At 57.9% G+C, this 23,806-nt stretch carries 40 protein-coding genes; 7 read left to right on the top strand and 33 right to left on the bottom strand.

What is annotated here, in order from left to right; translation table 11 throughout:
- Window positions 1-53: 53 nt before the first annotated feature.
- The 5 genes from AB4N85_RS07495 to AB4N85_RS07475 form a co-directional block, all read right to left on the bottom strand.
- Window positions 54-350, bottom strand: a complete 297-nt coding sequence (locus tag AB4N85_RS07495; protein ID WP_252869408.1) for a hypothetical protein — start codon at window positions 348-350, stop codon at window positions 54-56.
- Between the two features lie 9 nt (window positions 351-359).
- Entirely contained in the window at window positions 360-797 is a 438-nt protein-coding gene (locus tag AB4N85_RS07490; protein WP_460067591.1) for a hypothetical protein, read from the bottom strand.
- 58 nt (window positions 798-855) lie between these two features.
- The gene (locus AB4N85_RS07485; RefSeq protein WP_252869406.1) at window positions 856-1,095 is read right to left on the bottom strand and encodes a hypothetical protein; all 240 of its coding nucleotides are present in this window, start codon (window positions 1,093-1,095) and stop codon (window positions 856-858) included.
- A gap of 2 nt (window positions 1,096-1,097) precedes the next feature.
- On the bottom strand, window positions 1,098-1,583 hold the full coding sequence (locus AB4N85_RS07480; RefSeq protein WP_460067588.1) for a hypothetical protein: 486 nt from the start codon (window positions 1,581-1,583) through the stop codon (window positions 1,098-1,100).
- 71 nt (window positions 1,584-1,654) lie between these two features.
- Window positions 1,655-2,575 carry a phage tail tube protein gene (locus tag AB4N85_RS07475; RefSeq protein WP_064361194.1) on the bottom strand — a complete coding sequence of 307 codons (921 nt, stop codon included), beginning with the start codon at window positions 2,573-2,575 and terminating at the stop codon, window positions 1,655-1,657.
- A gap of 117 nt (window positions 2,576-2,692) precedes the next feature.
- Here AB4N85_RS07475 and AB4N85_RS07470 point away from each other — a divergent pair, with 117 nt between their 5' ends.
- Entirely contained in the window at window positions 2,693-3,259 is a 567-nt protein-coding gene (locus tag AB4N85_RS07470) for a hypothetical protein (RefSeq protein WP_143503134.1), read from the top strand.
- Here AB4N85_RS07470 and AB4N85_RS07465 read toward each other — a convergent pair.
- The 7 genes from AB4N85_RS07465 to AB4N85_RS07435 are packed head-to-tail and all read right to left on the bottom strand — an operon-like array spanning window position 3,256 to window position 7,335.
- On the bottom strand, window positions 3,256-3,651 hold the full coding sequence (locus AB4N85_RS07465; RefSeq protein ID WP_460067586.1) for a hypothetical protein: 396 nt from the start codon (window positions 3,649-3,651) through the stop codon (window positions 3,256-3,258). The genes AB4N85_RS07470 and AB4N85_RS07465 overlap by 4 nt on opposite strands.
- Window positions 3,648-4,223, bottom strand: a complete 576-nt coding sequence (locus AB4N85_RS07460) for an HK97 gp10 family phage protein (RefSeq protein WP_460067584.1) — start codon at window positions 4,221-4,223, stop codon at window positions 3,648-3,650. Before AB4N85_RS07460 ends, AB4N85_RS07465 begins: the two co-directional genes overlap by 4 nt.
- Window positions 4,223-4,582, bottom strand: coding sequence for a hypothetical protein (locus AB4N85_RS07455; protein WP_425646022.1), 360 nt, complete (start codon window positions 4,580-4,582; stop codon window positions 4,223-4,225). The genes AB4N85_RS07460 and AB4N85_RS07455 overlap by 1 nt, the downstream gene beginning before the upstream one ends.
- Before the next feature lie 3 nt (window positions 4,583-4,585).
- A complete protein-coding gene (locus AB4N85_RS07450) occupies window positions 4,586-4,975 on the bottom strand; it encodes a DnaT-like ssDNA-binding protein (RefSeq protein ID WP_425646021.1) in 390 nt (129 codons plus the stop codon).
- A 40-nt stretch (window positions 4,976-5,015) separates the two neighbouring features.
- Window positions 5,016-5,594, bottom strand: coding sequence for a hypothetical protein (locus tag AB4N85_RS07445; RefSeq protein ID WP_460067581.1), 579 nt, complete (start codon window positions 5,592-5,594; stop codon window positions 5,016-5,018).
- A gap of 49 nt (window positions 5,595-5,643) precedes the next feature.
- Window positions 5,644-6,612, bottom strand: coding sequence for a major capsid protein (locus tag AB4N85_RS07440; RefSeq protein ID WP_460067579.1), 969 nt, complete (start codon window positions 6,610-6,612; stop codon window positions 5,644-5,646).
- A gap of 12 nt (window positions 6,613-6,624) precedes the next feature.
- On the bottom strand, window positions 6,625-7,335 hold the full coding sequence (locus AB4N85_RS07435; protein ID WP_127650549.1) for a hypothetical protein: 711 nt from the start codon (window positions 7,333-7,335) through the stop codon (window positions 6,625-6,627).
- A gap of 196 nt (window positions 7,336-7,531) precedes the next feature.
- Between AB4N85_RS07435 and AB4N85_RS07430 the strand changes: the two genes are divergently transcribed.
- Entirely contained in the window at window positions 7,532-7,927 is a 396-nt protein-coding gene (locus AB4N85_RS07430) for a hypothetical protein (RefSeq protein WP_460067576.1), read from the top strand.
- An 18-nt stretch (window positions 7,928-7,945) separates the two neighbouring features.
- Here AB4N85_RS07430 and AB4N85_RS07425 read toward each other — a convergent pair whose 3' ends face one another.
- From AB4N85_RS07425 to AB4N85_RS07405, 5 genes are read right to left on the bottom strand one after another with little or no spacing between them, the layout of a single operon-like run.
- The gene (locus tag AB4N85_RS07425) at window positions 7,946-8,989 is read right to left on the bottom strand and encodes a phage head morphogenesis protein (protein ID WP_460067574.1); all 1,044 of its coding nucleotides are present in this window, start codon (window positions 8,987-8,989) and stop codon (window positions 7,946-7,948) included.
- Complete coding sequence (locus tag AB4N85_RS07420) at window positions 8,979-10,397, bottom strand: DUF4055 domain-containing protein (protein WP_460067572.1); 1,419 nt, start codon at window positions 10,395-10,397, stop codon at window positions 8,979-8,981. Before AB4N85_RS07420 ends, AB4N85_RS07425 begins: the two co-directional genes overlap by 11 nt.
- An 8-nt stretch (window positions 10,398-10,405) precedes the next feature.
- The gene (locus tag AB4N85_RS07415) at window positions 10,406-11,707 is read right to left on the bottom strand and encodes a terminase large subunit domain-containing protein (RefSeq protein WP_460067570.1); all 1,302 of its coding nucleotides are present in this window, start codon (window positions 11,705-11,707) and stop codon (window positions 10,406-10,408) included.
- Window positions 11,694-12,155, bottom strand: a complete 462-nt coding sequence (locus AB4N85_RS07410; protein WP_085703915.1) for a DUF2280 domain-containing protein — start codon at window positions 12,153-12,155, stop codon at window positions 11,694-11,696. The genes AB4N85_RS07415 and AB4N85_RS07410 overlap by 14 nt, the downstream gene beginning before the upstream one ends.
- A 30-nt stretch (window positions 12,156-12,185) precedes the next feature.
- Window positions 12,186-12,809, bottom strand: coding sequence for a putative metallopeptidase (locus AB4N85_RS07405; RefSeq protein WP_460067568.1), 624 nt, complete (start codon window positions 12,807-12,809; stop codon window positions 12,186-12,188).
- 74 nt (window positions 12,810-12,883) lie between these two features.
- Here AB4N85_RS07405 and AB4N85_RS07400 point away from each other — a divergent pair, with 74 nt between their 5' ends.
- Entirely contained in the window at window positions 12,884-13,264 is a 381-nt protein-coding gene (locus AB4N85_RS07400) for a hypothetical protein (protein ID WP_460067566.1), read from the top strand.
- 51 nt (window positions 13,265-13,315) lie between these two features.
- Here the strand turns inward: AB4N85_RS07400 and AB4N85_RS07395 are convergent, their stop codons facing one another.
- The 15 genes from AB4N85_RS07395 to AB4N85_RS07325 all read right to left on the bottom strand — a co-directional run bounded on the left by AB4N85_RS07395 (window position 13,316) and on the right by AB4N85_RS07325 (window position 20,676).
- Entirely contained in the window at window positions 13,316-13,498 is a 183-nt protein-coding gene (locus AB4N85_RS07395) for a hypothetical protein (RefSeq protein ID WP_047297581.1), read from the bottom strand.
- On the bottom strand, window positions 13,458-13,844 hold the full coding sequence (locus tag AB4N85_RS07390) for a hypothetical protein (protein WP_460067564.1): 387 nt from the start codon (window positions 13,842-13,844) through the stop codon (window positions 13,458-13,460). The genes AB4N85_RS07395 and AB4N85_RS07390 overlap by 41 nt, the downstream gene beginning before the upstream one ends.
- On the bottom strand, window positions 13,841-14,164 hold the full coding sequence (locus tag AB4N85_RS07385; protein WP_460067562.1) for a phage holin, lambda family: 324 nt from the start codon (window positions 14,162-14,164) through the stop codon (window positions 13,841-13,843). Before AB4N85_RS07385 ends, AB4N85_RS07390 begins: the two co-directional genes overlap by 4 nt.
- 326 nt (window positions 14,165-14,490) lie before the next feature.
- Window positions 14,491-14,655, bottom strand: a complete 165-nt coding sequence (locus AB4N85_RS07380; protein WP_460067560.1) for a hypothetical protein — start codon at window positions 14,653-14,655, stop codon at window positions 14,491-14,493.
- A 69-nt stretch (window positions 14,656-14,724) separates the two neighbouring features.
- On the bottom strand, window positions 14,725-15,198 hold the full coding sequence (locus AB4N85_RS07375; protein WP_397478758.1) for a hypothetical protein: 474 nt from the start codon (window positions 15,196-15,198) through the stop codon (window positions 14,725-14,727).
- A gap of 176 nt (window positions 15,199-15,374) precedes the next feature.
- Window positions 15,375-16,055 carry a hypothetical protein gene (locus AB4N85_RS07370; protein ID WP_110646872.1) on the bottom strand — a complete coding sequence of 227 codons (681 nt, stop codon included), beginning with the start codon at window positions 16,053-16,055 and terminating at the stop codon, window positions 15,375-15,377.
- Entirely contained in the window at window positions 16,052-16,651 is a 600-nt protein-coding gene (locus tag AB4N85_RS07365; protein WP_460067557.1) for a recombination protein NinG, read from the bottom strand. The genes AB4N85_RS07370 and AB4N85_RS07365 overlap by 4 nt, the downstream gene beginning before the upstream one ends.
- A complete protein-coding gene (locus AB4N85_RS07360) occupies window positions 16,648-17,118 on the bottom strand; it encodes a hypothetical protein (RefSeq protein WP_460067555.1) in 471 nt (156 codons plus the stop codon). Before AB4N85_RS07360 ends, AB4N85_RS07365 begins: the two co-directional genes overlap by 4 nt.
- The gene (locus AB4N85_RS07355) at window positions 17,115-17,558 is read right to left on the bottom strand and encodes a hypothetical protein (protein WP_460067552.1); all 444 of its coding nucleotides are present in this window, start codon (window positions 17,556-17,558) and stop codon (window positions 17,115-17,117) included. The genes AB4N85_RS07360 and AB4N85_RS07355 overlap by 4 nt, the downstream gene beginning before the upstream one ends.
- A 1-nt stretch (window position 17,559) precedes the next feature.
- On the bottom strand, window positions 17,560-18,366 hold the full coding sequence (locus tag AB4N85_RS07350) for an ATP-binding protein (RefSeq protein WP_460067550.1): 807 nt from the start codon (window positions 18,364-18,366) through the stop codon (window positions 17,560-17,562).
- Complete coding sequence (locus tag AB4N85_RS07345) at window positions 18,356-19,138, bottom strand: YdaU family protein (protein ID WP_460067548.1); 783 nt, start codon at window positions 19,136-19,138, stop codon at window positions 18,356-18,358. The genes AB4N85_RS07350 and AB4N85_RS07345 overlap by 11 nt, the downstream gene beginning before the upstream one ends.
- Window positions 19,138-19,899, bottom strand: a complete 762-nt coding sequence (locus AB4N85_RS07340) for a phage antirepressor KilAC domain-containing protein (protein ID WP_460067546.1) — start codon at window positions 19,897-19,899, stop codon at window positions 19,138-19,140. The genes AB4N85_RS07345 and AB4N85_RS07340 overlap by 1 nt, the downstream gene beginning before the upstream one ends.
- Window positions 19,900-19,996: 97 nt before the next feature.
- Window positions 19,997-20,203 (bottom strand): hypothetical protein, encoded by a 207-nt coding sequence (locus AB4N85_RS07335; RefSeq protein ID WP_047297572.1) that lies wholly within the window; start codon window positions 20,201-20,203, stop codon window positions 19,997-19,999.
- 18 nt (window positions 20,204-20,221) lie between these two features.
- The gene (locus tag AB4N85_RS07330; protein WP_047297571.1) at window positions 20,222-20,434 is read right to left on the bottom strand and encodes a hypothetical protein; all 213 of its coding nucleotides are present in this window, start codon (window positions 20,432-20,434) and stop codon (window positions 20,222-20,224) included.
- Between the two features lie 32 nt (window positions 20,435-20,466).
- A complete protein-coding gene (locus AB4N85_RS07325) occupies window positions 20,467-20,676 on the bottom strand; it encodes a hypothetical protein (RefSeq protein ID WP_131671943.1) in 210 nt (69 codons plus the stop codon).
- Between the two features lie 89 nt (window positions 20,677-20,765).
- Between AB4N85_RS07325 and AB4N85_RS07320 the strand changes: the two genes are divergently transcribed.
- From AB4N85_RS07320 to AB4N85_RS07310, 3 genes are all read left to right on the top strand, one after another.
- Window positions 20,766-21,596, top strand: a complete 831-nt coding sequence (locus tag AB4N85_RS07320) for a S24 family peptidase (protein ID WP_460067543.1) — start codon at window positions 20,766-20,768, stop codon at window positions 21,594-21,596.
- 78 nt (window positions 21,597-21,674) lie between these two features.
- Window positions 21,675-21,938, top strand: coding sequence for a hypothetical protein (locus AB4N85_RS07315; protein WP_460067542.1), 264 nt, complete (start codon window positions 21,675-21,677; stop codon window positions 21,936-21,938).
- Window positions 21,938-22,441 carry a hypothetical protein gene (locus AB4N85_RS07310; protein ID WP_460067540.1) on the top strand — a complete coding sequence of 168 codons (504 nt, stop codon included), beginning with the start codon at window positions 21,938-21,940 and terminating at the stop codon, window positions 22,439-22,441. Before AB4N85_RS07315 ends, AB4N85_RS07310 begins: the two co-directional genes overlap by 1 nt.
- Before the next feature lie 48 nt (window positions 22,442-22,489).
- Here the strand turns inward: AB4N85_RS07310 and AB4N85_RS07305 are convergent, their stop codons facing one another.
- Window positions 22,490-22,804 carry a DUF1654 domain-containing protein gene (locus tag AB4N85_RS07305; protein WP_460067538.1) on the bottom strand — a complete coding sequence of 105 codons (315 nt, stop codon included), beginning with the start codon at window positions 22,802-22,804 and terminating at the stop codon, window positions 22,490-22,492.
- A gap of 500 nt (window positions 22,805-23,304) precedes the next feature.
- On the opposite strand from AB4N85_RS07305, the gene AB4N85_RS07300 reads away from it, so the two are divergent.
- Window positions 23,305-23,502, top strand: coding sequence for a hypothetical protein (locus AB4N85_RS07300; protein WP_460067536.1), 198 nt, complete (start codon window positions 23,305-23,307; stop codon window positions 23,500-23,502).
- The last annotated feature ends 304 nt before the right edge of the window (window positions 23,503-23,806 follow it).

Below are 23,806 nucleotides of genomic sequence, written 5' to 3'. Positions count from 1 at the left end.
GTTTTCTCCAGGCATAAAAAAACCCGCCGTAGCGGGCTTTGTGAGCGTTTGGTCTATCCGTTGGCATCCAGGCACTGACGAAACGCATCGTTCCTGAATTCATTGATTGCTTCAGTCTTGATGCTGTCGACTATTGCTACCGGTCGCTCGTAGGCTTTGAGGATCATTGAGCGCGCAAATTTGCTGCCGTCGCCGATTTTATCGAGCGAATCCTCAAGCAACTGACCGTTCTGGCGCGCCGTCATAGCCTGCCCGGCCAGCGCCGAAATTTTCTTGCACGAACTGTCTTCAGCATGGGCTGAAAGCGCAATGCACAATGATGCCGTCGATGCCGCAATTAATCGTTTCATGCCGCCTCTCTACTTGTATTTATAGGGCTCTGGTGATGTCAACAATGGTTCAGCCTTGTCCCACATTCCGCGATATCCGCGAACCGAATAAGAGTATCCAGGCTTCAAATCGAGCAACATTCCTCGCAGATCGCCCCCGGCGCACGCAGCGTTGTTTTTGATGCTCAGTTGAACCGGGCCGGGGTTGTGGTACAGCTTCACCGATTTCCCGCTGCTCGTTTCAGCAGCCAGTCTTTCGTTGAGAAAAACCTGCATACCTGCTCCGAGGCAGCTCAGAGCGCCTGCGTCCTGAGTGAAAACAATGCGAGCATCACTGGCCGAAGTTGGCTTCCCAAAGGCAAAGATATCGTCTGCCGGGACCTGTGCGGCCTTCTCAGGCGAAACGCGAGTAGTTTCGCAACCCGCCAGAAGTAAGAACGCCAACCCAAATGCTATTTGTCTTTTCAAAGACACCCCTCCCTGTTTGAAAGAGGAATCTAGCACCAAGTCGAGGCCCTCGACAAAATCACTCGTCGGCACCGGCCAAGCACACCGCATCCAGCGCAAACATCACATCGTCGATCTCATCGCGCGGCAGCGGTGACGGATGCGACTCCAGCCAGTCGGAGATCTCCCGCGCTGAGAGCGGCAGCGGAAATGCTCCCGCCATGCCGGCAATGTAGCGGCGGCCGCGAGACACGTTCCGGTACAGGTTGAGCAGGTAGGCGGTGAGCGGGTCATTGTCGGGCTCGCCGGGGATCGCCATTTTCAGCCGAGAGTAGACTGCCCGGCGCTTTTCGCTTTCCCCGCCCCACTCTTGCTCCCACTCGAAGCGGGCGACTGCTTTCCCACCGACTCGGCTCGCTCCTCGGCGGCATCGTTGGCAGCCAGCGCGCCTTCGCGCAGGACAAAGATGAAGAACTCGATGTTGTTTTCCAGCAGCTCTGCAGCTACAGGCGGGCTATATTTGATCGGCTTGCCGTCGGCATCCAGCACGCCCTCCCAGTTCTTCACGATGAAATGGCTGAGCAGCATCGCGTGGTTCTGGTGCTCGGTCATTTCGCCGGCGACCACGCCCACCTGGCCCTCTTCAAACCGTGCGTCGTTGCGCTGGATCCGGCGGCGCATGCGCTCAAGGGCGACTTGGTATTCAGGGTTGTCGATGCTGGCGAGCAGAATTTTGGTGTCTTCGTCGAACTTCGCCCAGCGCTCACCGGCGGCCGCCGGCTTCTTCTTGCCCAGTTGCAGAGCCATTTCAATTCCTCAACGCCACGCCAATAAAAGGGCTCCCCCGACCGGCGTTTGAACCGAGGGAGCCAAAGGGTTTACGGGGTTGGATCAGCCGCTTCGCGGGTGATGGTCGGGCTGAGCTTGGCGACGGTGTAGTTCAGCGTGACCTCAATCAGGTCCCGCTTACCACCGTTCGGCAGCTCGCCGTCAACTTCCACGGCTGGGAAGTTGAACGTGTACTTGTTGCCCAGCGAGTCGGTGATCGGGAAGACAACTGCGATCGGCGTCCGGGTGAAGGTGTTCTTCCAGATCTCCCACGCGCGCTTCGACCAGGCCAGCGTGATGCTGCCGGTGACCGCCGCCTCGGTGGCGATGTGCGCGCCCGGCCCAAGGCGATCGGAGCCAAGGCAGCGCTGAGTCTGCAGGCTGTTGTCCAGATTCACGGTCATGGCCGAGACGCAGGCCACGCCTTCGAGCGACTGGCCGTTAACCAGGATCGTGCCGACGTTGTTGTTCGACAGGAACGGGGTGGTGGTCGGCGCATTCGGCGAGACGACAATCGGCGTGTCGCCATCGGTGTAGTCCAGGCACGCCATGTTGAACGTGGCGGTCACCTTGCCTTCCGACGGGATGTCGAGTGCAAAGGTCGAGACGTGCGCACCCTTGAACACGCCATAGACGCCGACGTCGTTGTAGCCCTTGGCGATGCTGAAGGTGTGGCGGGTATCGCCTACGCGCAGCACGTCAGCCGTCCATACGCCGTAGAAGGCGGCTTCGAGCAACTGATCGAAGGAGCCGAACGAGAACTCCGCCGTCAAATCGCCGCCGATATCGATGCTGGTGGCCACCGAGCCTTGGCTCAGGCGGGTGTCGGTGATTTCATCGCTGACTTCGGTGTTGACGGTCGGGGTCAGCGCGTTGCCGGTGAGGCGCAGCGTGTCCCAGGTACCGGTGGGAGTGACGCCGGGCGTCACCTCCGCAATGATGTGGCTTACAACTTTTGCGCCAGAGCTCATTGGAGCCTCCTATTCGCGGGCATAAAAAAACCCGCTCATGGCGGGGCTGGCTGTAGAACAGATGAACTTTCATCGCTTAGGATCGAGCCCTTACTTACGGAATAAGGGATAGCGCTGATGGATGCCGATACCTGGAAGCTTGTTGTCGATATCTCACAAGCCTCTGCAGCAATCGCTGGCGGACTGTCAGCAGTCTTCGCAGGATGGGCAATACGGAAGGCTTCGAAAGATCGCAAGAACACCCATCTTTTGAATCATGCGAAGTCAAGCTTGGAACGCGCATTTACGGCCTTGTGCGAGGGAACACCTGCTGGAAGGCCGCCGGCTCCTGATCGACTTGCTTGGCTGACATGCGCTCGACTGATTGAGGAGTACAAATCAACAAAATGCTTAATTAAAGAAAAGCTGACTCTGAGAGAGTGTGAAAGTCATGAGGAGCATTGGAGGCACCAGTTTTTCCTCCGGCTCGAACCACTTGGGCAAATGACTCAGGAGTATTACAGCAACGGTTTGAACGGGGTCGAACTCCACAAGGCATCAGCAATAATCGTTCATGCCTTCTCTGAGTGGCCAGAAGGAAAAGCGGACACACTGGATAAATATCGCGGTAGCGCAGACGCTGCGAAGAAACTGGGAGTATCTCCTCGCTGGTTCGCGCTTCGCCAATATTGCGGACTGCCTTAGCCGGCGCGAAACCGGATGTTTACGTTGATTTGGTAGAAGCCCTCGAACTCGCCGGCGACCACTTGGCTGGCTTCCATGCATTCCAGGTGGCCGGACATCCAGTAGGCGAAGTGCGATTCAAGTGCGTCGGCCAGCTCGTTGATGGCCTTGGTGCCGGTTCGCTCCCGAGCAAAGCATTGGATGCTGATCTGCCCAGGCTTGCGCGTGTGCGGCCGGTCGGCCATGCCGGCCATGAAGGCTGAGGCGTACTGGATATTTAGCCGGCACCAGAGGCCGGTCGCCGGCGGCGTGAACACTTCCGGCTGGTTCGGGTAATCGATCCGCGCCTGGTCAATGCCAGTGAAGGCAACCATGCGCGCGGTGATCAGCGCTCTGATCTGCTCGAAGGTCATTTGTAGGCCTCGGATACGCCGATGAACGCGAGATCATAAACCCCGCCGGGCGCCTGCGTGGAATGCCCCAGTTCCAGCATCTCGCCATAGGGGCTGTTCGTTTGGATGTAGATGACGGGAAACTGGCCCGATGCTTTGATGAGCATGCTGCCCTTGCTGATCGTTTCGCGGCCGGACGGGTCGATGTTGTCGGTCACGGTCATGTCGGGAGCGCCGATCGATACCAGGTGACTGCCTCGGAACGTGCCGCCGATATACCCCTTCCCCGCTGCCTGCGCTTTGACGAAGTAGTTCTCTTCGCGCTCGCGCTTGGTCAGCTTCTTGAAGGCTCGGCCACCGGTGCGCGCAGCGTTGCGTGCGTCGACGTTCGCGTCATAGGCATCTGCCAGCGCCACGTTCTTGGTGCGCAGCGCCACGTTGGCATGCCACAGGTCAGGGCTCCCGACCGGAGAACGGTTCACCACCTCCGTAAGCATGGCAGTCGCGATGGCGCGCGCCATCTGGGTGATGTCCTCGCCAGCCTGATCGGCGAAGTCCGTGAGGCTATGGCTCCAGCCCGCCTTGTTCGTCATCAGACCTTCCTCAGCTGAATCTCGTAATGGGCGCCGGCCGGGTCAGTCTGGACGTTGACCACGTCGTAATCGTTGATCTTGTGGCCGATGTCCGGCACCCCGCCGATGGTTTCGTTGGTCAACGCGATCAGCAGTTGGTCGGTGGCGCGGATGTTCACACTGTCGACCTGAGCAATCTTGAAGGCGTCGAACACGCCCCGGCCGGTGTAGGCAATGACCACTGGATCGCCCGCCGTCTCATTGACCGGATCCCATGTCCCCGGCAGCGTCACGCCGCCACTGAATGGCTTCACGGCGTCCGCCAGATCAGTGTCGAAGGCCTCGGCCAGATCTGCCTGGATCTCTTCACGTAGGCCCATGGATCACCTGTACACGTTGAAGCTGAAGCCGCTGACACGCCATGGCGCGAGCAGCCCCAGCGCGAACTGGACCCCATCGGGCAGTGCAGTGGATTTGCTGGTGTCGATCGAGGCGAACGTCTTGCTGGTGGTCACCGATCCGGCCTTTACCGTCTTGGCCTCCAGCGATCCCTCGGTCTGCTGCTGGTACAGCTTGCCCTCAGAGGCGACAACCGCCAGCTCTGCGCCGGCCTGCTTCACTTCTTCGGGAATGGCGTCCTTATCGACACCGACCAGGTTGAGCGAGGTCAGATAGGCATTCGCCTGCAACACCGCCCGGGCTTTATTGTCATCTGGAGCCCACGAAGCCCCGAGCATGGCGTCAACGTCCGCCACGGTGATGTAGGTAGCCATCAGGCCTCCGCTTGAATGAGTGGGGCCGAAGCCCCGGGTATTACTGGCTTGCCTTCAGCAGAGCGAGCAGATCAGGCTTCGAGTCGTTAACCTTGTAGGTAAGGCCCTTGGCGTCGAGCTGTTCCTTGATCTGCACGACGGTAAGATCCTCGAGAGCTGAGCCGTTGTTCTGCGCTGCAGGAGTCAGGCGTGCTACTTCTGCGCGAAGCGATTCAACTTCACCCAGCAGTTCATCACGTTTGCTCTTCAGCGAGGCGATGCCTTCGTGAATGGAAGTCAAGGCATCGAACAGGCGAATCGGCAGTTCGCCGGCGCCAGGATGTTCCAGTGGAGCAAGCCCCTCGGCCGCGTCGATCAGCGGCACGATGCCGTCGCGCTCCGCACTCAACTTGTCGATCAGATCCTGCAGCGCTGCGCCATCAACGCCGCCTTGGCCGCCGATCACCAGTACCGGAGCAGCCTGTCGCAGTGTCACTTCAGGCACATCGACAGCTTCGCCCTCGCGGTCTTCAGTGACGTTCGCGTCAACAATTCGCAAGCCTCGCTCTTTGGCCAGCGCCTTTACGTTTTCGCGGTACTGGTGGAACGGACCGGGCAGATACCAGATTTTGTTGCTCATGATCATGTCCTCGCGGAGCCGGGCACAAAGCCCGGCTCAGCAGTCAGGGTTACTTGGAGGCGTCACCGATCAGAGCAACACCGGCGGTGTGCTTGATGCTGGTGGCGGTCTTGTCCCAGTTGGTGCCGGTCGCCAGCTCGGCGTCAGTCGGAGACTTGCCGCCGGCGGTGGTATCCCAGGTGTAACCCTTCAAGCCCAGACCAAAGGTGTAATCGGTCTGAAGCGTGGTCTCGATGCGCTCCTTGCCGTTGGTGGTCTGGACGTTGCTGATGATGTCCCGACCGTCGTGCACCATCGCCGCGCCCTGCACCAGGGACAGAACGATTTCCTTGTTCGGCGTACCGGTCTGCATGAGCGCCGGGGCGTCGGTGACAACCGAGATCTTGCCGAGGATGTCCACCACGCGGACGTTGCCGGCCTGGAACAGCTGCTCGCTGTTGGTGAGCGCCTGGCCGACCAGCTTATGGTAGGTGGTGCCCTGCATGATCTGGGTGACCAGCGACTGACTTGCATCGCCGAACTTCGCGTGAGCGTTGTTCAGTGCCGCTTGGCTGATGCCGGCGGTTGCAGAGACGTCATTCACGGCCGCTGCCTGAGCAGTGATGGCGGCGACCAGAGCAGCGATTGCGGTGTTCAACTGATCCTTCAGCAGGATCTCGGCGAACGCACGCGATGCCACTTCGATGCCCTGCGCGGTTGGGCGCTCCAGCCAGGTCATCTGCGATGGCTCGTAGCGAATAGGGCCGAAACCGCCGGCCACTTTCACCGAGGAGTTTTTCAGCTCGGTCAAGTCGGTGATTGGTGCGGCGCCATTGGCGGCGTAGCGATCGACGCGGCGCTGAGCGGCGGCCAGGGTCTGGAAGAATGACTCCTGGAGGAAGTCGCCAGTGAAACCGTCAGGCGACAGCAGGATGGCGCCACGGCTGGCAGCGTTGAACGCCACCAGCAACTGGTCCAGCGTCTCGATGGTCGCCGGCATTACGTATTCGTTGAAGACCTGCATTTGCGACAGGGACATGAGTGATTTTCCTTATTTCTGAGGGAGGTCTGGGAACCGGCTCGCGATTGCGGCCTGTCGTTCCTCTTTGGTGCCGCCGATGTTTCCTTTTGCGGCCCCGCCGCCTTTCCCAGCACCGCCGGCCCCGCCGCCCGATGCCTTGCTGCCAGCGATCAGCGGACCAAAGGCCGGATCGTTGGTAAATTCTGCTTTCAGCTCGTCCAGCGTTGCCGCCGAGAGCTTGCCGGCCGCGTCCAGCACGACGACGGTTGGTTTGCCGTCGCGCTGCTCAACGCTGAGCCGGCGTTCGATGTGGGGAAGCAATGCCTTGGCGCTGCCGGGAATGGCCAGAGTGGTCGCGATCTCGGTAGCAGTACGGCCCACGGTCAGATCCCGGATCTGGCCTTGCAGTGTGCTATTCGTGCTTTCGAGTTGGCCGGTCAGCTCAGCTTCGCGGCGTGCGTACTTCTCAGACCACGATTTTTCGAGCTCTTCGACGTTGCCGGACTTGCGCAGCGCCTCTTCGCGATCCAGTCGCGCCTGATCCTCAGCGGCTTTACGTTTCTCGGCTTCTGCCTTCTTCTCGTCCAGGAGCTCTTGGACTTTGGATTTCAGACCGGAAACATCTTCCGGCTGTGGCAGCCCTTCAATGCCGAGAACGAACTTGCCGTCCTTCTCGACGTACAGGGCCTGAATGGATTCGTCGACGCCTTCGAGACTGTCTAGTTGGAATTTCAAGGTCATTGCTGTCTCCCAGAGACGTAGTGCAGGCCCTGCCTGCGGGAATAAAAAAACCGCCAGATGGCGGTCGAATTAATTATGAATTTTGCTGCTCACAGAGCAATTTAAGGCCCTACGCATGAATAATATATTTATTCACCAACTCCGAAATGCCTGTATAGTCTGATCCGAAGTCAAATTTCACCGAATAGAGGCAGCTATGGCAGATCCAATTGTTCCCGAGAGTCAAGCCGTTATAAATGCACCGTCGTCTGAGGCGACCTTCAGCAAAACCACCGTCGCCAAACTAAATCTGACTCAGCTTCAGCTGACAGATGCGAAAGCCAGCATGATTCATGACATGTCTACGCAACGGCTAGAGCCAGAGGCGATGCTGGAAAAGATCATGCAGGTTCAAAAGGTTCAAGTAACTCTCGACACCCTGATCGACTCAGTCAGCTCGACTTCAACTCTCAATACCCCTTTCACTGATGCAGAAGCCCAAGGAATGCGCGATTTAAAAAAGGAACATGACCTCACAGACCATCAGCTGGCGACGATCTACGAAACAAACCAGACTAAGGTCAATCGGGTTCTCAATAACCAGACGAAGTGATCTGTCGGCAGCGCGAACCTACAATCCGACCAGCTCAAATGCCATCGGCTCACGTTCGCGCAGCTCTTTTAGGGTTAACGTCTTGCCGTCGTCATCGATGAACTTGTCCAGGGTCAGCTCCCCCTTACTGAACAACGCATACCGATTCGGCCCGAGAATGTCGCGCTGAAACGCCGCAGGTTGCCGAGCTAGCCATTCCTGATAACTGGTCTTGCTCGGCACCAGCGTCACTCCGTCAGGGCCGATTGAGGGCCGCGTCGAGCCTTTGATCTCGCGTGCAAACTCGTCCTTCAGCACCGGAATCAGCGTGGTGCGGCAGCCCCAGTGATACGGCGGCTTTGGCCCGTCCAGCGGGATCACCGTCTGGTCCACGCTCATGCAGAACAACGTGGTCTTCGAGTCCAGGGTCGCCACCCTGCGCATGCCTGCGAGGATGTCGTCGTTCGCCTTCAGCGTCTCCACCCTCGCAGTGCTGGCGATGTGGTTGGTCATGGTGCGAACCAGTGCGCCGGCCTGATCTTGCTGCAACTGATGAATGCCGGTCAGACGCCGGCTGATCTGCTGGCTGGTTTCGCCCAGGCTGGAACCGATCTGAATCTCGCCGATGATCTCGGCCGCCTTCTTCGTACCAAACTGGTCGAGCGCCCCGCTGATGCTGATGCGCTGAATGCCCTTGCGCGCTTCGAGCTGCAGCGGATCAGCCAGGGCTGCGGCGGAGATCATCTCCGCCGATGGCACATTGAGCTGAACCACCGCACGGACAACCTTGCCCAGCATCGTCGCGTTGAACTGGGCCTCGTAGGTGGCGAACTCGCCGAGATCTAGCTGAGCGCGCCCTTTGAGATCGTCGTAGATGCCCCGCAAGTCGCCCTGAAGCGTTTCGATCTGAGTGTTGTACCGACGCGTACCGTAAGCGCTCAGGCCGTCCGACACGCGCTGCTTGGCGGTCTTGATTGCTTTGGTGATGAACGATGCCACACGCTTCAGGTTTCCGCCGGCGTACCGCTGGACGTAAATCTGGTGCCGCGTGGCGGCGTCCCCAAGAAAGCCTTCATTGCTCATCGTTCCCGCCTACAGGTGGCGCGCTGGCCAGCTCTTCGTCGATTTTCTCGTCAGTGCGATCCGCTTCAAGCACACCGCCCTGACGCAGGTTCACCCGGACATCCGACTTCGCAATGAAGCCCTGCTGCCACAGTTGCACCTGGGCAAGGATGTCTTGCGCGGTCATCGTCTCGTCGAAGAACGACTGGTTGAGCCAGAACACCGTGCCCTTCTCGTCCGCCGCGTCCATCATGAAACGCTCGGCGTCGAGGATGGCTCGCTTCAGCGCCTCCGATACGTTGCCGGCGATGGTGCCCAGCACGCTGTTGTCCGAGCTGTACCGGATTCGGACAGCCTCTGCCGTCTCCGCCCCGCTGCCCTTCTGGACGACACGGGCGCCGATCATCAGCATCTGCTCTTCCTTGTCCTTCATAAGGGTTCGGGCGAGCTGGGTTTCGGTGGCCTGCAGCATGACCGCAGACCCGGACTTGCCAAGGTTGTGACCACGCCGCGAACCTATGTGCATCCCATTCGGGTTCAGCTTTGCGAACTCGTCGGCATCTATGCTGGTGGTGATGAAGAGCGTCGGCTGGCTGCTGATGAAACCGCTCTCCTCCACCGTGGCGCTATTGCCGTAGTGCAGGATGTTGACGTCGGCCAAGTCTTCCAGCGGAGACTTGTCGATGCTGGCGTCGTTGTTCTGGGCGCCGTAGAAGCTGAACGGGATGTGATCGAATGGCTGGCCGGCCTTATCGGTAGGCTGCGTCTCCTCGACGCTTTCCTCGCCTTCCTTGTAGACGCGCTGAATGTATCGCCCATCGACCAAGAGCAAGACCCGGTTCTGCTTGTACGTCTCGCGGGACAGATCGGTAGGGTTGAACTCAGAAACACATTCCCGCAGGTTCACGTACACCAGACGCTTCACGCCATCGATCACCTGCTCGTCCCAATCGATGATCGACATGGCGTCGTAGTGGTGGATCAGAGCGCGCTTGGTTGCCAGATCGGCCATCGAGCTGACACCGCTTTCAGTGGCCACGGTTGGGAAGTCGACCAGAAAGCCGCCTCGCCCGCTGTCCAGGCATTCGCCAACCGATTCTTTCGACAACTGCTCAAGGCTGGTGCCGTCTCCGCTGGCGTTCTCCTTCAGGTACGCCACCGCAGTCGGCAGCGAGAGTTCGGCAGTTTTGCGAAAAACCGCACCCATCAAGCCGGTGCGCGTGCGACCGGTGATGTTGAGGAACATCGCCCGCTTCTTGTACTGCTTATACCGAGCCAGGTTCTCCGGTGATTTGTTTTCCGGGTCTGGCATCGGCAAGTATTCGTCGTGCTTGCGCACCTCTCGCGCACCGGCTACGCAGCGTTTCACCAACTGCCAGCCAGGCAGGGCTTGTGCGTACTCTGCCCGGGGAGTGCTGAAATTCGCCATGGATGGCCTCAGAAGCTGAATGTGACAGGAATGTGCGTGACCGGCCGGATGATCGGGTAGTCGTGGTGGATGAAGTAGCCGCCTGCGTCGTTCGCGTGGTCGACGCCTGACTTCTTGTCTGGCTCGCCATTCGGCGCCCACACCTGCTGCTCCAGGCCATCGGCATAAGTCGGGCAACGCAGCGGGTTGACCAGGTAGCGCCGCTCGCCATTGGCGTTGCAGAACATCGCGTTCATGGCGTTGATGCGGTCTTTCACCGGCGGGTTCGCATCTGGTGCGATGACGCTGAATCCCGCTTGGCGCAGGATGGCAATGTCCGTCTCACTGGCATTTACCGACTTGCGGGAACCGCCCGAGGCATCAGGATAGATTCGAATCTCGCAAGTTTTCTCGTAGTCCTTGCCGTTGTAGCGCCAGTAGCGTTCCTTGATGCGCCGGATCATGTCTGGGGTATCGAAGCCATCGATCAGCTCGTCGACTGCCCGAGGCTTCCCGTCTGCGCGCTTGACGTGCGTGATCGCCGCCATCTTGCCGACGTTGAAGTCCATGCCGATGAAAAGCGGTTCGCCGGGATCTACAGCGTCGAAGCAGCCATTCAGCTTCCGGTCGTACGCGTGATAGATCGACCCGGCATTCAGGTTGACGAACTGCCCGTTGAGGTAGGCCAGGATCAGCTGTGGCGGGTAAGACTCCATCAACGATGGGATGTAATCGGGCGGCAGGTTCAATTCGTTGTCGAACGTGCTGGCCTGCACCAGGCCGTACATGCCTTGGAGCGAGGGCTTCTCGCGCAGCTGCTTCACGAACTGCTGGTAGACGAACTTGAAGCCTTCCGGCGTCGTGGTCACGTCTACGCCGTTCTTGAGCCCCGGCTCGTTGTAGCGCATACGGGCAATGATCTTGCGCCACGCATGCTCAGCCTTCAGTGCGGGCAAGACGTCCAGCTCATCCACCAACGCGTGGCCAATCTTGAAACCAACAATCGTCTGCGGCTTCTCCATCGAACGGCAGATGGTCGTGCTGCGATACTGACCGCCGCTGTAGAACTCGACCTCTTTGTCGCTTTCCTTGGTCTTTACCTTCAGGCCCCAGTCGAAAGCCACTTCTTCAATCGTCGGGAAGAAGATGTCGCGGATCTGCGGGTATGTCGGAGCGAAGTAGCCCGAGTTGATTCGAGGCCATTCCCACACGTGCTTGCAGATGCCTGCACAGCCTACCCACGTTTTCCCCGAGCCAAACCCAGCGACAAAGCCGCGAAACTTGTTCTCCATCTGGAGGAATTTTGCCTGCGGGACGTTAAGCGTCGGCATCAGGCTTCCTCGCGTCCACCACGTCTACCTGCACTCGGGTGGGCGGGAGGTTGTCGTGAGGGTTTTCGTTTTTGGTCTGGCGGTTCACATAGACATCGCCGACTTCCTTCGCGGCCTGCTCCAGCAACTGGGCAGTCAGCGCCATGTTCTTCATGTTCTCGGCCTTCTCAGCCATGCGTCCCAAGGTGCGAAGTCGATACGCTCGGTTGGCGATCGGGATCTCTGCCGTCTCTTCGCGAAACCTCTTGCGGGTGTCGTTGAACAGCGTCTGCCACTTCACGTGCAGGTTGCGTCCAACGTACTTGGTTGGGTCGTATGCCTCGCATTGCTGGCGGGTAACTTCGAGCCCGAATCTTTCTTTGACGGACGCCACCACTTGCGATGGCGTGTCAAAGCAGGCGAGAGCCTGTACGACAAAGGCTTTCACCTCGTCTCTGAGTGCGGCCATAAGTGGGCATCCGTCAAAGTACTGTCAAAGTCAGGCCGACTTGAGCAGACAGGTTCCGCAGGCCCTCGATATGTTCAATTTCCCCACCTCAGCAGGATTGTTTGCAGCGTCCACCAGCTCTTGCACTTGAGGGCTCGCCCCATATCGACGCACCACACCGACGAACTCTTCAACGTCGTGTCCGCGCATCTCAAGCTTGGGCAATCCTTCCTGGGTGAACTTGGGTGCGCCGTACTGATCGGTAGCCTGGGCGATGTGGTAAAGCTCATGCTCGACCAGGGCGCAGAAGTCAGCGTCGGAGCAATCCGCGCAGTAGTCGGCAGCCAAGGTGATGATGTAGGCCGGATCGTCGCCGAACCAATCCAGCATCTGCTGTTCCATCCGTGCCTTCTGCCAACCACCTGCACGGAACGCTACCTGTTCAGCCTGGCCGACAACCGTCCGACCCTTCTTCGTGAAGGCAGCAGACGCCCACATGACTCTCACGTCCGCTTCGATCAGATGGGCGTGGTCTGGGTTGTGGATGCTGCCTGTGTCGGCAAGGATCTCGGCTTGGAGCCATTCCCACACCTCAGGCGCGGGGATCAGACGAATACCGAAGCTGGAAAGCTCAGAAAGGTCGAGCAGCGACTCCGGAGGCATTGGCCTGTTCATGAGTCACCTTGAGCTTGAAATGATGGCTGGATGCCGGTATTGATTGCAGTCCATCTACGCAAGGAACGCTTCAAATGACTCAATACCGAATCGAAGAATCACGCCCTGACTGGTACAAAGGCGCAGGTCCGATTTACCAAATACACAACGATGCAGGGCCAATCCGCCGCCTGTTCTGGGACTATGAGCCGACAGCCAAAGCGGTTTGCAATGATTTGAACAAGGGCCTGGCTTTGCTCGCAGACCTCTCATTCAAACTGCAAGGGAAGCTACATACAGCTCAGGGACCTATTCAATTTGCGCCAGATGAAGACGTTGTTTACTTCTTCGAAGAAGAAAAGCTTCCTCCAGCCGATCGAGGTGCGCAGTCGACCGAAGAAAAGCGCGCGATTCTGACCAAGAACGGTTACTCCGAAATCATCATCCACTGGGATGCCATTCCAGAATTCAAGTAACACTCTCCAGTGTCGCGACACAATTTGCACTCTGGCGAAACGTGTCGCGACCTACTTGCTCTGACTGCGCTTGATCTGCGCGTCTACCTGATCTGCGCAGGTGTCGAGCAGGTTGATGGCTTGGTTCTTCAGCTCCCACAGCTGGCCGTTGTCGGCGAGGTCTTCATCAGCTACCCGCTCACATGGCACCAACTCAGGGGGCTCGACTCTTACTGCCGCTGTCTTTGTTACCACTACCGGCTTTCCCGCGCAGGCCGTCAGGCAGAGGCTGAGCAGCCCAATCACGAACAGGCTTGCTGTTGCGTTTGAGTTCTTCAAAGTTCTTCTCCGCCTTTCTGGCTTTGGCCTGACTGGCCTGTAATCGCTTGTTCAGGTCTTTCTGGTAATCGGCGTTGCGCTGGGCTTCGGCGCGCAGTGTGGTGATCGTGGCCTGGCTTTCGAGGTTAGCGTCGACCGCCTTCTTCTTCTCGCTGGCCTCGAATGCCACCTCTCCGCGAAGGGCGACGACACGCGACTGCTGAATCCCAATGAGGAGCAGACCGACCAGGGCGATGATGATTGCTGCAGCGAAGGTCTTCATGCGGCATCCGCCTTGCGACCGAGGAATCGGGTCACCAGTTCGCGAATGGCGGTCACACCGAGGAACCCAATAGTCCCTCCGGCGGCGATCGATAGGCTTGAAGGCCAGGCCATCCACTCGATAATGCTGGACGCGACCAGACTCAGCGATCCGCAAATCAGCGCCTCGAAAATGATCCGGCGCACGCTGGTTTCTTTTCCGTCGTAGATGACGCGAAGCAAGCAAACGGTGATGGCCATAATGACGCCCGCCATTAGCGGATTGCTCAACGCCAGCCAGAGCTTGGCCCATGTGTCTGGCTTGTCAGGCATGTTTGGCATCCGGGTTGCCTCCCCTTTGGGGAGATTGATAAATCCGGCGTCCGCTGCACTCCCAGCTCGGGGCAATGGGTGTGGGGAGCCGAAAACGAAAAAAGCCCCTGCGAGTGCAGAGGCCCTGAATAGGTGCGCTCGTGTTTCCGAGCTGTCGGCCAAAGACCATCCCAGCGTCGACGCCCCTTTGCATCGATCTCGCTGTTCCTGTCTCGCGCCACCCTGAAAGCATTGTGAGGTCAGAGTGCGCGGGCTGCCGGCGTTGATCCGTGCGTCGCACTATCCGGCTATCGACGTCCAGGCCTTCCCGAGGGCTGTCCTGGCTACAGGTAAAACTACAGATTCTTTTTGTGAATGCGCCAACCTATAGAGACACCGGGATGCAGATACTCGCCGGTGCGCGGATGGCGCGAGAAGTCGGTCTCGCCAACTTGGCGTGCGACCGCCTCCCATGCCGTTCTGGCGCGCTCCAGCAGATTGCTTTTGGCTTTCAGCTTCATGCGCACCTCCCAGCGAGTCGAATTCGAGACAATAAAAAACCCGGCTCGGCGGCCGGGTCAATTTGTAAATCAGGGGCGATAACTCAAATGCTTTCGAAGGATATCGAACAGCGACTCATACAGGCCTGAGAAATCCGCATCTAGGCCGGAACCAGACGATCTATGAGTAAGATTGTTTTCGGAGGACGTCACCAAGTATCCACCTTCTTCTTTCTTCAATTTCAATGACGTAAAGATTGTTTGCTTCGGGTAAGTGCTAACGCCGCGATCTAGCGTCAGGCCGATGGCGAACTCAAGAAATCCATCCTTCCCTGGGAGCTCATGCAGCATTACATACTTGTAATCACCATTTACAACCTTGGCGATCCTCACATACGGGGTTTCGTTACGCTCATTATCTAGGTACGTCGTTTCCGGAAGCTCCAAGAAGTTTGAGAACCCCTCGCGGATGACTCCGACAGTGCCCTGCAGATCACGCCAATACTCAGAGATCGCGTCATCTTGCTTCGTCTTAAGCTCTCTTAACTGCAAAAATCGAGACATCGGAAACCCTCCTATGGTTTGGAGGCATCACATTGCCACAATCCGTAGTCTCGCAAAACAAAAACCCGGCTAATAGGCCGGGTTTTGTTTGTCACTCCTACACACGCAGGAATGACAGGATGGGTTAATAATGCGACATGGCGACATGACATTGCAAGCCCTTTTGAGGGACTATTTTATGCCGCCTCGCCTTCCAGCACTCCGACTGCTTCAAGCATGTGTTGCGCCTCGACAAGAGCCTCGTTCACAAGCGACTCCAGCCCGTCCTTGATGGCCTTGTTCCAGCGCTGGTAAGTGCGCTCTGTAAGTCCTTGGGAATCCCAGTTCGTCATGTCGTAGTTCGAGTCGGCCAGGACAATCATCTCGCCGGGCTTGTCCTCTGCTACCGCGCGCGCATGCTTGTTGGCCCGTGCAACATCAGCATCGGCTGCCGCGTTGCGCCAATCCCACTGCCCCTGCTCCTTGTTCTCCCGGTGCTTCGGCGCCTTGATCTGGGTTACTGCTCGCTGAATGCCCTTCACCTGCTGCGGTACCGCCCACACCAAGACAGCCTGCTGCGTGAAGCGCTGCGGTGCTGGGGTCTTCACCACGGCGACCAGCCGGCCGATGGAATCGATCTTGCGGCCCCGGTGCGTGCTGTACTTTGCCACCAAGGCGTTCCAGTGCCTTGGGGAAAGCTGGGCGTGCAAGAGCTTGTGCACGATGCAGTCAGCCAACAGCGCGGCATCCTTCCCGGATATCTCGCCCTTGAGCTTGCTGGCCTGCACCCGGGGCTCGACATTACATCCGCCGGAACTGTTGATCGTCTCGGCGGCCAAGGCCCGGACTACTGCTGAAATCACGTTGTGGTAATTCATGCTGCCTGCCCCTTTTTCAGTTCTCGGGTCTTGGCCCGGTACTCGGCCTTGATGGCCTTCAGATCGTCGGTGGTGTACTTGCGCACGCTCTGGTCAGATTCCAATGCGTCGACCGCTTCTTGTCCGATGCGCGCGATCAGGCCTATCCGATAATCCACGGCGTTACCCGATAGGAATCGGTTGTCCTGCTTGCTCTGTGCATGGCAATTGCGCTCATCGAATCGCAAGTGCGGGGCGGAACCGACGCTTCGGTAATGCCCTGCGTCTACAGCGTTACCGCTCCAGTCCAACGGCTTGGCGCTGGAGATGCACAGGTGGCCGGCAGCCTGGTCACGCGCACGGATGTAGGCGTTGAACGCTTGCTGAGCCTCACGCATGTGGTCGCCGCGCGACTTCAGCTTCTCCTTGCGTACCTGGATCTCGCGGCGGTCGCGCTGGGCAATCGCCTTGCGGGCTTTCTCCATGTGGCGCGGTGCATCGATGGCCGCGCAGGCCGGACTGCAAACCGCCTGCCCCATCCTCGACGGGACGAATGAGGCCCTGCAAGTAGCGACTCGGCACTTCTTCGGTTTGGGCAGCTTCCGTTCAATCGTCATGCGGCCTCCTGGCTCAGCAAATCATCGAAGTCCACGCCCTGCGGTGCGAAGCGCGCGACAATGCGATCGGTGTAGGCAATGCCTTGGGAACGATTGAACAGACTGGTCACCGGGAAGCCATCCGGACCGAACAAATGGCAACCCCCCATCATGTCCAGCTTCGTTTCGTATGGCAGATGACGCATCAGCCGGTACCACTCAGCCTGGAACCCGGCATCCTCGTTCAGCAGGATCTGCACGCCGATGTGCAGCTTGCAGTAGCGACGGGCTTCAGCCTCATCGCCGATCTGGGTCATTTCCGCGATGCGCTTGTACATCGCGAACCACAGCCGATTTTGATCCAGCGTGCGGTCTTTACCCGGGCGCAGCGATACCACAACGAACTTCTTGTCACGGAACATCGCGCTGAGCTTGGTGATCGCCTCGGAGAGCTTGGCCTGACAATTGACGCTGATTTTGTCGGTCATGGCTCCTCCCGCTCGATCATGGATCGCAGGTCGCGATCAAGGTCGTGGACAGGCACCCAGTCGTGGCCAATGTTCATTTGCATAGCCACAAAATCATTGCTCGGCTGATCGCACTTCTTGCGTAGCCAGGTGTAGAGAACGTGCGTCTCGGTCATGGCCTGAACGTTTTGCTCGAGCATCCCGTTTCGGCGTGTGAGCTTGTCGTTCTGTTCGCGCAGCTCCTCGCAATCCTGCCGCAGTGACTGAATCGCCCTGAAGTTTGCGCCGTCACGAAGTGCCTCGTTCTCCTCCAGCAGCTCCAGCGCCACCTCCTCCACGGTCTTCTCCCCGAGGAATTCTTGCAGCGCCTCGGTGTTGCGCTTCCAGTCTGCGCAGTCGGCACGGTAGGACGCGGCTTCGGCCCACAGCAGCTTCTGGAGTTTTTGTTTGTCGATGGTCATGTCAAAACCCTTCCTTGCCGCGCTGAGATTCCCAGTCGAACGGGACAACGATCATTCCGCCCTCGCGTAGGCGATCGACGCAGCGGTCACCCATGGCGGCCGGCAACTGGCTGGCTTCCAGGTTGGAGATCACCACCGTGGGGCGCTCCTGCTCGTACCGGCCGTTGATGATTGCGAACAGAGTCGTCAGCTCGAAGTCGCTCGGCTGCTCCTTGCTCACGCCTACCTCGTCCAGCACCAGCAGATCGGGGTCGATGAGGCTCGACAGAATCTCGGCCTCGCTGCGTTCGCTGTGCTTGTCGTACGTGGAGCGGATCGCCTGAAGGATTGCGCCGACAGTGCGGTACACGGCCGTGCGCGAAGTGTTGTGCAGCAGCTCGTTGGCCATGCCGGCGCCGAGGTGCGTTTTTCCGGTACCGGGCTTGCCGATCAGCACCATGCAGCGACCGGTTTTCAGGATCTCGTCGAAGATCTGCACGTAGTGCTGGCAGAACCGCAAGGCTTTGCGCTGGCCGTCGTTCTCGGCTTGGTAGTTGCCCAGGGTGCGGGTGGTAAAGCGTTTGGGGATCAGCGCGTCGCCCAGCTTGCGAGCGAGAGACATGCGCAGCTCCATCGCCTTGTTGGCCAGCTCAGCAGCTTCGGACTTCTCCCGAGCGATACGGCTGCACTCAGGGCAATTGCTTTTGAGCTCGCGGCCCAGCACGGCATAGACCTTCTGCTCGTAGGCACCGTGGGTTTCGCACTCGGCTGGCTGAATGCGGGTGCCTGGTGGCAGTTCTGGCGTTGCTTGGACTGGCTCAGAGCGCATAGCTGCCGTCCTCCCGCATCTTCAGGCCGGAGGTGTAATCGCGGTCTGCGAAGCCGGTATGGCGGGATTGCGGGAATGGGTGCACGTTGCTGGCGACTTTCACCTCGTCCTCCCAGCGCTTGCCGTTCAGCCATGTCGCTGGGTGCGGAATGAACTGCCCGCCGTCTTTGACCCATGCCTCGCAAACGACTTGCGCAGCCAGGCCTTCGGCAATCTGGCCGAACAGGTCAGCGGTGACCTTGAGCTTCTTCCAGGCTTTTTCAGCTGCGGCCTTACCCTTCTTGTTCGGGTACATCTTCCAGAACTTCGGGAAGAGGTCATCCACCATCGGTGGAGTGTTGTTTTTGTTCTTATCTGTATCTGTATCTGTATCTTTATGGTTGCCATTCCGTTGCAACAGATCGTCAACGTTCGTTGAACGGTCGTTGAGTTCTTGTTGTTTTTTGAGGGCCTTTGCCCGCGCGGACGCCTTGCCCGCGTTGGAGGCAGTGACGACTTTGCTGTTTACGGCCTCAAGATCTGCTTCGACGCGGAACTGAACCCAGTGCGTTTCCGTGACGTGGAAGAACTCACTCAACGTATCGGCAACGGACGGCCAACGTTCGTTGGGAATCCGTGCGACGGTTGCGAGGCGATCGATTCGCAAAGGCTTGCCTGTCTGCCAGTAGCTGAACAGCAGGAGCATGTACGCCCCATGCTCTTCCGCAGTCAGGTGCGTGGTGTCGGCCAAATAGTCGGCGACGTAGAACTGCATGTACGGAAGCGCGGCCATCATTCGACCCCCTTGAGATTGTGCTGAGCCCACAGACCGGCAATCCAGTTGACGCCCTTGGGGGTGAATTTGGACTGGTTGTAGGCGTGGCCGCTGTCGCTGGTGCCGGCTTTGACTTCAAACCGGCCAGCGTCGATATGAGGCTGGTAGGCCTGCCATTCACCGCCCATGCGATACATGATCTTTTTGTCGAGCAGGAACTCGCGGAAGCGCGATTCGTTGGCCTTGAGCAGCTTCGCCACCTGGCGAAAACCCTTCAGCCCAGTTGACTCCACGTAGCGCTCAACGAAGGCAATCTTCGGCGCGGCCTCAATCAGGGCCTGATTGGCAGCCTGCTGAAGTTCGAATTGCTCAGCCCACGCGCGGGCGGCTGCGGCAGGATTGGAGAAGTCTGGGAGCGTGGCGAGAACCCGGGGGCCTTCCAGCTCCTTAAGCTTTTGAAGCACGGATCGGCGAACTGCTTTCGATTCGCGCATCCCTACCAGCATGCATTGGTCGAGAGTCAGGCCGTAGGTAGCAACCTGGTTACCGTGGAGGGGGGTGTAATATTTTTGCACCCCCTCCAGATCATCGCCCAGTTCGTCTTCAACCCGGGAAAGGAAATGGTCGTTGCGAACCTTCGGCTCGCCGGCTTGCTGACGCGCCTCGTTGATCATGTCGCGGAGGGTGATTGTTGAAATGATGCGCGACACGTTTTCACCGTTGCCAAATTGTGTCGCGACACTGGCCGGGGTATTGATCGTTTGGATTGATTGGTGCATGATTTGCTCCACAAGCGATTTAAGAGAGCCGGGCTGCAATCCCGGCTTTTTTTCGTCCGAAGGAAAGTGACTGCCCCTTCTGTGTTCACAAAGAGTCCTAATCGAGGCCCTTTTTGTGTCCTACCAGCGAAAGCACAGGTGCTTTTCGCCGTACCTGTTTGAGCTGGGCTTGAAGCGCTAGCGACCTGCCCATCTCAAGGTATTCATCTGCCGCTCTTTCAAGGCTCCATCCGAGATCGACACTCAGCTGTCGAACCTCTTCCTGCACCTCCAGCGGCAGCATTTCGAATGTTGTTTCAGGCATAGGCCCTCCATAGGGGTCTTAAGCCGATTTATCCTGCTTGCTGGCCCCGTGGTGTTCTCGAAGAAGATCGGCGGCGCCCAGGCTGCGAGCCAGGTTCGCCAGCTCGTAGACGTAGGTCGCCAACTGCATGCCGGCCAAACGGGCTTCCATGCGCAACTTCCGAGCTTCCTCGGGCTTGTGACGGGTCTTGATCACTTCGCTACGTTTGTGGGCCGGGTTGTCAAAGGCCATACGGGTGATGCTCCTTGGTGATGGAAAAATGGTTATGCGGCGGATTTCTTGAGCGCCTGGGCGGGATCGTCTTCGCGTTTCGCTATCAGCGCTCCGCTCGACTCCTTCTCCAAAACGCATTGCATTGGGTAGGAGAAGCCGCCCGTGGCCCGGCACTGAGATACCCGGCTGCCAGTCACGCCAAGGGCGTCGCCGATAGCGCGGCCAGTGCCGAAATGTGTCAGTGCTTCGTCGTAGGTCATGGTTGTGTCTCCAGTGTCTACGCCGAGTTTAGAGTTCTTAACAACACAAGGCAAGTTATCTAAACAGTGATTTGTTTAGAATCCTAAATATGGAATTTAAAGACCGCATCACCGAGCGCATGAAGGCCTTAGGCCTGACGCCTGCGGACATAGTCAAAGCGACTGGCGTTTCCAAAGCGACCGTCAGCTTTTGGGTGTCCGGCACTAATGGGGCGAAGGGTAAAAATCTTCTCGCGCTAGCGAAGGCTCTTGAGTGCTCGCCTGAATGGCTGTCTGAAGGAACGGGATCGCCAGGTGATGCCGCATCGCAAGATGGCCCGAAATCAGGCGCTACCAGCGCGGAACTGGTGGCTCACATGCTTGCGACAAAAGCCGGGAAGAACCTGTCAGAGAAAGCGCGGGAAATGGTTTTGGCGGCAGCAGCCGAAGCCGATACCCCTGCTGTAAACGGGCAGCAATACCTACCGAAGAATTACGCGGTGCTGCGCCCAACGAACGACGAGATCCTGATCCCTCAATACGACATCCGTGCCGCAATGGGCCACGGCCAGGTTCCGCCTGAGTACAACGAGGCGGTCCGCAACCTTGTGGTGCGTGAGGCGATCTTGCGCGAGAAGGGAGTGACGTACACCTCAGCCAGTGCGCTAGCCATGATCACCGGCTGGGGCCAATCGATGGAAGGCACGATCAATGACAAGGATCTGGTGATCGTTGATCGCGGCGTGAAAGAGTTCGTTGGCGAAGGGATCTACGTCGTAACTTGGCACCAGGAGCTGTACATCAAGCGGGTAATGCGCTTGGACGAAGACAATTACAGGCTCATCTCGGATAACCAGCATTATGAAAACCAGACCGCCAGAATCGATGACGTGACGATCCACGCAAAGGTTCTGTTCATATGGAACGGTCGCAAAGCGTAGGCGTAGGCGTAGACAGGCTCAGTGCTCAAGCAGAAAAAATAAATCTCATGAAATCAGCGATCAAGGGAATGTCAAAGCATGGCCGAAGAAGGCTCACGTTCGTTTTCTCTTGAGGGATTAGAGAAAATAATAGATTCGGTTGCAAATCTGTTTCTGGTGGTTTGGGACAAGTCAGAGTTTCTAGGGTATTTTGTAATCGTTATGACGTGTTTTCTGCCTTTTTGGATTTCTTACGTTTGGATGGTTGCTAACAAACCCGAACGAAAGATTGACAAACGGATCGAATCATCGAGAAAGGCCAGCAAAAAACGCCTAAAAGCTAAACCCGGAGGAAAAAAATGATGAGCACGATTATTCTCGCGCTGATCTGTGCCTTCGCAGTGATCCTATATTGGGTGAGCTGCAGGAATGCCTCGCTCAAGCACCAAGAAAAAGTCGCGGAATTGCTCGAAAAATATTTCGAAGACCACAAAGTCTCTGAGGACGATAGGGACTCCGCTTACTGGACATACCGTTTTGCAAGGCTATGGATCTTCATGCCTGCCATGACCTTGGTGGCGCCGGTGTGGCTCGCTTTGAGCATACTTATCCGCGGAGCAGGACATGTGCCTCGCAAGCCGAGCGCGCAGCATTCTGAGATTATTGATTCCATTGTGAAAATGTACGTCACTAAGAATCCGCTGACCTCCCTGGTGTGCATGCCGGTGTTTCTGTTTTCGGTGGCAGTACTGAGCATCATTGGGCTGGTGACTAACAGGATGAAAGCTATCCCTACCCTAGCGTCTCTATACTCCTCCGTCGCGCACACAGCATCGCACGCATCGAGAGAAGTAAAGTCCCACTGAATTCCCTGCACCAAAAGCCCGGCCCAGCGCCGGGCTTTTTTGTGTCCATCAAAATGGCGCAACCTCCTCCACCTTCATGAACTCGTCAGGCACCGCAACCTCATGATCGTTTTCTGATGATGCCTCCCACTTCAGTGTCACCGAATCGTCGTCGTTGAACGTAATTTCTATACCGTCCGTTTCGGACAGCACGCCCATCACCTCCTCCCACTCCCGATCTCCATCCGTATCCAGGCGATGGATCGTCACCCACCGCTGATCCTGCGCGATAGGGTGGTTGATCATTGATGACACCCTCAGACCAAGTCGCTCAACCCCGCTCATCTCATGCCGCATTGCCGGTTTAGCCTGCTTTTTAGTCATCCAAAACCCTCCATATTTTACTGTATATAAATACAGCATAGCGTGAAGGTTCCTAAACAAAAAGACCTGTTGCGATGAGCGCGATCCGTTACCTATTCGCTCCGCCTGTTAAGTTTTCTAAAATAAGTGTTGACGTATTTTGTTAAGTTTTCTAAATTGCACCCATCGCAGCGACACACAGCCACTGCGAAGGGCCTCAACAGACCCGCCGCTCTTTAACAACCAGCGCCATGAACGACTACCCGGCCAGTCCGGTTAGGTCACTCCCGGCTCCATCGGTGGGAGGTCAGTAAACCGATGAACAAAACCGCACTTGCCTCTACCGGCGACCGGCGATCCGACAGGCCCGAAAGCCTGCCCACGCGCAGCCCACTGCGACGGCGGACGAGGTGTTGACCGAACTGAGTGAATGACCTGGTAAGCGGGTGCGGAGTAATACGGAATTTTTCACTGATGCACCTGGTGACGGGTGCATTGGGAAAACAACCGAGGGCAAGACGATGAATAAGGTCATCCACATCACCCTGCGCGGTGAGCTGCAGGTATTCGCTGATGCTGACCTGACCGCCTGCATCCGAGAGGCGAGCAGGCTCAACGCTGAACGCGGATTCACCAGCGGCGTGCGTGTTGTTGAGTGCGAAGACGGTCATCGAATGACGGCGGCTGACTGCAAGGCTGCTGCCCGCTCCTATCTATGAGAGCGCATCGGACTGCTCTCCACCTTTCACGGCAGGCTTGAGATTGTTCAAGAACCTCCACCGGAAGCCTGAGAGCAGTCCGATGCGGACGAAACTGCGGCCTATAACCGCCCACCTGCATCACCGCAACACGCAGATGAATGCCCGGGCTGACGGGCAAGTGTAAGACCTGAGGGATCGCGGGAATCGTGGCCGGTAGAGTGAGTAAGCGCCCAGATGGCCACGGCGAGTCCAGGAATAAGCGGCTGAAACCTTCGCCCCGGTGAAACTCCGGTGTCACTAAGGCCGTTAATAGTCATGCCGG

It is taken from the genome of Pseudomonas sp. H1_G08 (genome assembly GCF_054681355.1).
This window is presented reverse-complemented; position numbering and strand designations above follow the sequence as displayed.

What these genes read in the sequence shown, in the direction of transcription:
- AB4N85_RS07495 (WP_252869408.1), bottom strand. Translation starts at nt 350, where the DNA reads ATGAAACGATTAATTGCGGCATCGACGGCATCATTGTGCATTGCGCTT.
- AB4N85_RS07485 (WP_252869406.1), bottom strand. Translation starts at nt 1,095, where the DNA reads ATGGCGATCCCCGGCGAGCCCGACAATGACCCGCTCACCGCCTACCTG.
- AB4N85_RS07480 (WP_460067588.1), bottom strand. Translation starts at nt 1,583, where the DNA reads ATGGCTCTGCAACTGGGCAAGAAGAAGCCGGCGGCCGCCGGTGAGCGC.
- AB4N85_RS07475 (WP_064361194.1), bottom strand. Translation starts at nt 2,575, where the DNA reads ATGAGCTCTGGCGCAAAAGTTGTAAGCCACATCATTGCGGAGGTGACG.
- AB4N85_RS07470 (WP_143503134.1), top strand. Translation starts at nt 2,693, where the DNA reads ATGGATGCCGATACCTGGAAGCTTGTTGTCGATATCTCACAAGCCTCT.
- AB4N85_RS07465 (WP_460067586.1), bottom strand. Translation starts at nt 3,651, where the DNA reads ATGACCTTCGAGCAGATCAGAGCGCTGATCACCGCGCGCATGGTTGCC.
- AB4N85_RS07460 (WP_460067584.1), bottom strand. Translation starts at nt 4,223, where the DNA reads ATGACGAACAAGGCGGGCTGGAGCCATAGCCTCACGGACTTCGCCGAT.
- AB4N85_RS07455 (WP_425646022.1), bottom strand. Translation starts at nt 4,582, where the DNA reads ATGGGCCTACGTGAAGAGATCCAGGCAGATCTGGCCGAGGCCTTCGAC.
- AB4N85_RS07450 (WP_425646021.1), bottom strand. Translation starts at nt 4,975, where the DNA reads ATGGCTACCTACATCACCGTGGCGGACGTTGACGCCATGCTCGGGGCT.
- AB4N85_RS07445 (WP_460067581.1), bottom strand. Translation starts at nt 5,594, where the DNA reads ATGAGCAACAAAATCTGGTATCTGCCCGGTCCGTTCCACCAGTACCGC.
- AB4N85_RS07440 (WP_460067579.1), bottom strand. Translation starts at nt 6,612, where the DNA reads ATGTCCCTGTCGCAAATGCAGGTCTTCAACGAATACGTAATGCCGGCG.
- AB4N85_RS07435 (WP_127650549.1), bottom strand. Translation starts at nt 7,335, where the DNA reads ATGACCTTGAAATTCCAACTAGACAGTCTCGAAGGCGTCGACGAATCC.
- AB4N85_RS07430 (WP_460067576.1), top strand. Translation starts at nt 7,532, where the DNA reads ATGGCAGATCCAATTGTTCCCGAGAGTCAAGCCGTTATAAATGCACCG.
- AB4N85_RS07425 (WP_460067574.1), bottom strand. Translation starts at nt 8,989, where the DNA reads ATGAGCAATGAAGGCTTTCTTGGGGACGCCGCCACGCGGCACCAGATT.
- AB4N85_RS07420 (WP_460067572.1), bottom strand. Translation starts at nt 10,397, where the DNA reads ATGGCGAATTTCAGCACTCCCCGGGCAGAGTACGCACAAGCCCTGCCT.
- AB4N85_RS07415 (WP_460067570.1), bottom strand. Translation starts at nt 11,707, where the DNA reads ATGCCGACGCTTAACGTCCCGCAGGCAAAATTCCTCCAGATGGAGAAC.
- AB4N85_RS07410 (WP_085703915.1), bottom strand. Translation starts at nt 12,155, where the DNA reads ATGGCCGCACTCAGAGACGAGGTGAAAGCCTTTGTCGTACAGGCTCTC.
- AB4N85_RS07405 (WP_460067568.1), bottom strand. Translation starts at nt 12,809, where the DNA reads ATGAACAGGCCAATGCCTCCGGAGTCGCTGCTCGACCTTTCTGAGCTT.
- AB4N85_RS07400 (WP_460067566.1), top strand. Translation starts at nt 12,884, where the DNA reads ATGACTCAATACCGAATCGAAGAATCACGCCCTGACTGGTACAAAGGC.
- AB4N85_RS07390 (WP_460067564.1), bottom strand. Translation starts at nt 13,844, where the DNA reads ATGAAGACCTTCGCTGCAGCAATCATCATCGCCCTGGTCGGTCTGCTC.
- AB4N85_RS07385 (WP_460067562.1), bottom strand. Translation starts at nt 14,164, where the DNA reads ATGCCAAACATGCCTGACAAGCCAGACACATGGGCCAAGCTCTGGCTG.
- AB4N85_RS07380 (WP_460067560.1), bottom strand. Translation starts at nt 14,655, where the DNA reads ATGAAGCTGAAAGCCAAAAGCAATCTGCTGGAGCGCGCCAGAACGGCA.
- AB4N85_RS07375 (WP_397478758.1), bottom strand. Translation starts at nt 15,198, where the DNA reads ATGTCTCGATTTTTGCAGTTAAGAGAGCTTAAGACGAAGCAAGATGAC.
- AB4N85_RS07370 (WP_110646872.1), bottom strand. Translation starts at nt 16,055, where the DNA reads ATGAATTACCACAACGTGATTTCAGCAGTAGTCCGGGCCTTGGCCGCC.
- AB4N85_RS07365 (WP_460067557.1), bottom strand. Translation starts at nt 16,651, where the DNA reads ATGACGATTGAACGGAAGCTGCCCAAACCGAAGAAGTGCCGAGTCGCT.
- AB4N85_RS07360 (WP_460067555.1), bottom strand. Translation starts at nt 17,118, where the DNA reads ATGACCGACAAAATCAGCGTCAATTGTCAGGCCAAGCTCTCCGAGGCG.
- AB4N85_RS07355 (WP_460067552.1), bottom strand. Translation starts at nt 17,558, where the DNA reads ATGACCATCGACAAACAAAAACTCCAGAAGCTGCTGTGGGCCGAAGCC.
- AB4N85_RS07350 (WP_460067550.1), bottom strand. Translation starts at nt 18,366, where the DNA reads ATGCGCTCTGAGCCAGTCCAAGCAACGCCAGAACTGCCACCAGGCACC.
- AB4N85_RS07345 (WP_460067548.1), bottom strand. Translation starts at nt 19,138, where the DNA reads ATGGCCGCGCTTCCGTACATGCAGTTCTACGTCGCCGACTATTTGGCC.
- AB4N85_RS07340 (WP_460067546.1), bottom strand. Translation starts at nt 19,899, where the DNA reads ATGCACCAATCAATCCAAACGATCAATACCCCGGCCAGTGTCGCGACA.
- AB4N85_RS07335 (WP_047297572.1), bottom strand. Translation starts at nt 20,203, where the DNA reads ATGCCTGAAACAACATTCGAAATGCTGCCGCTGGAGGTGCAGGAAGAG.
- AB4N85_RS07330 (WP_047297571.1), bottom strand. Translation starts at nt 20,434, where the DNA reads ATGGCCTTTGACAACCCGGCCCACAAACGTAGCGAAGTGATCAAGACC.
- AB4N85_RS07325 (WP_131671943.1), bottom strand. Translation starts at nt 20,676, where the DNA reads ATGACCTACGACGAAGCACTGACACATTTCGGCACTGGCCGCGCTATC.
- AB4N85_RS07320 (WP_460067543.1), top strand. Translation starts at nt 20,766, where the DNA reads ATGGAATTTAAAGACCGCATCACCGAGCGCATGAAGGCCTTAGGCCTG.
- AB4N85_RS07315 (WP_460067542.1), top strand. Translation starts at nt 21,675, where the DNA reads ATGGCCGAAGAAGGCTCACGTTCGTTTTCTCTTGAGGGATTAGAGAAA.
- AB4N85_RS07310 (WP_460067540.1), top strand. Translation starts at nt 21,938, where the DNA reads ATGAGCACGATTATTCTCGCGCTGATCTGTGCCTTCGCAGTGATCCTA.
- AB4N85_RS07305 (WP_460067538.1), bottom strand. Translation starts at nt 22,804, where the DNA reads ATGACTAAAAAGCAGGCTAAACCGGCAATGCGGCATGAGATGAGCGGG.
- AB4N85_RS07300 (WP_460067536.1), top strand. Translation starts at nt 23,305, where the DNA reads ATGAATAAGGTCATCCACATCACCCTGCGCGGTGAGCTGCAGGTATTC.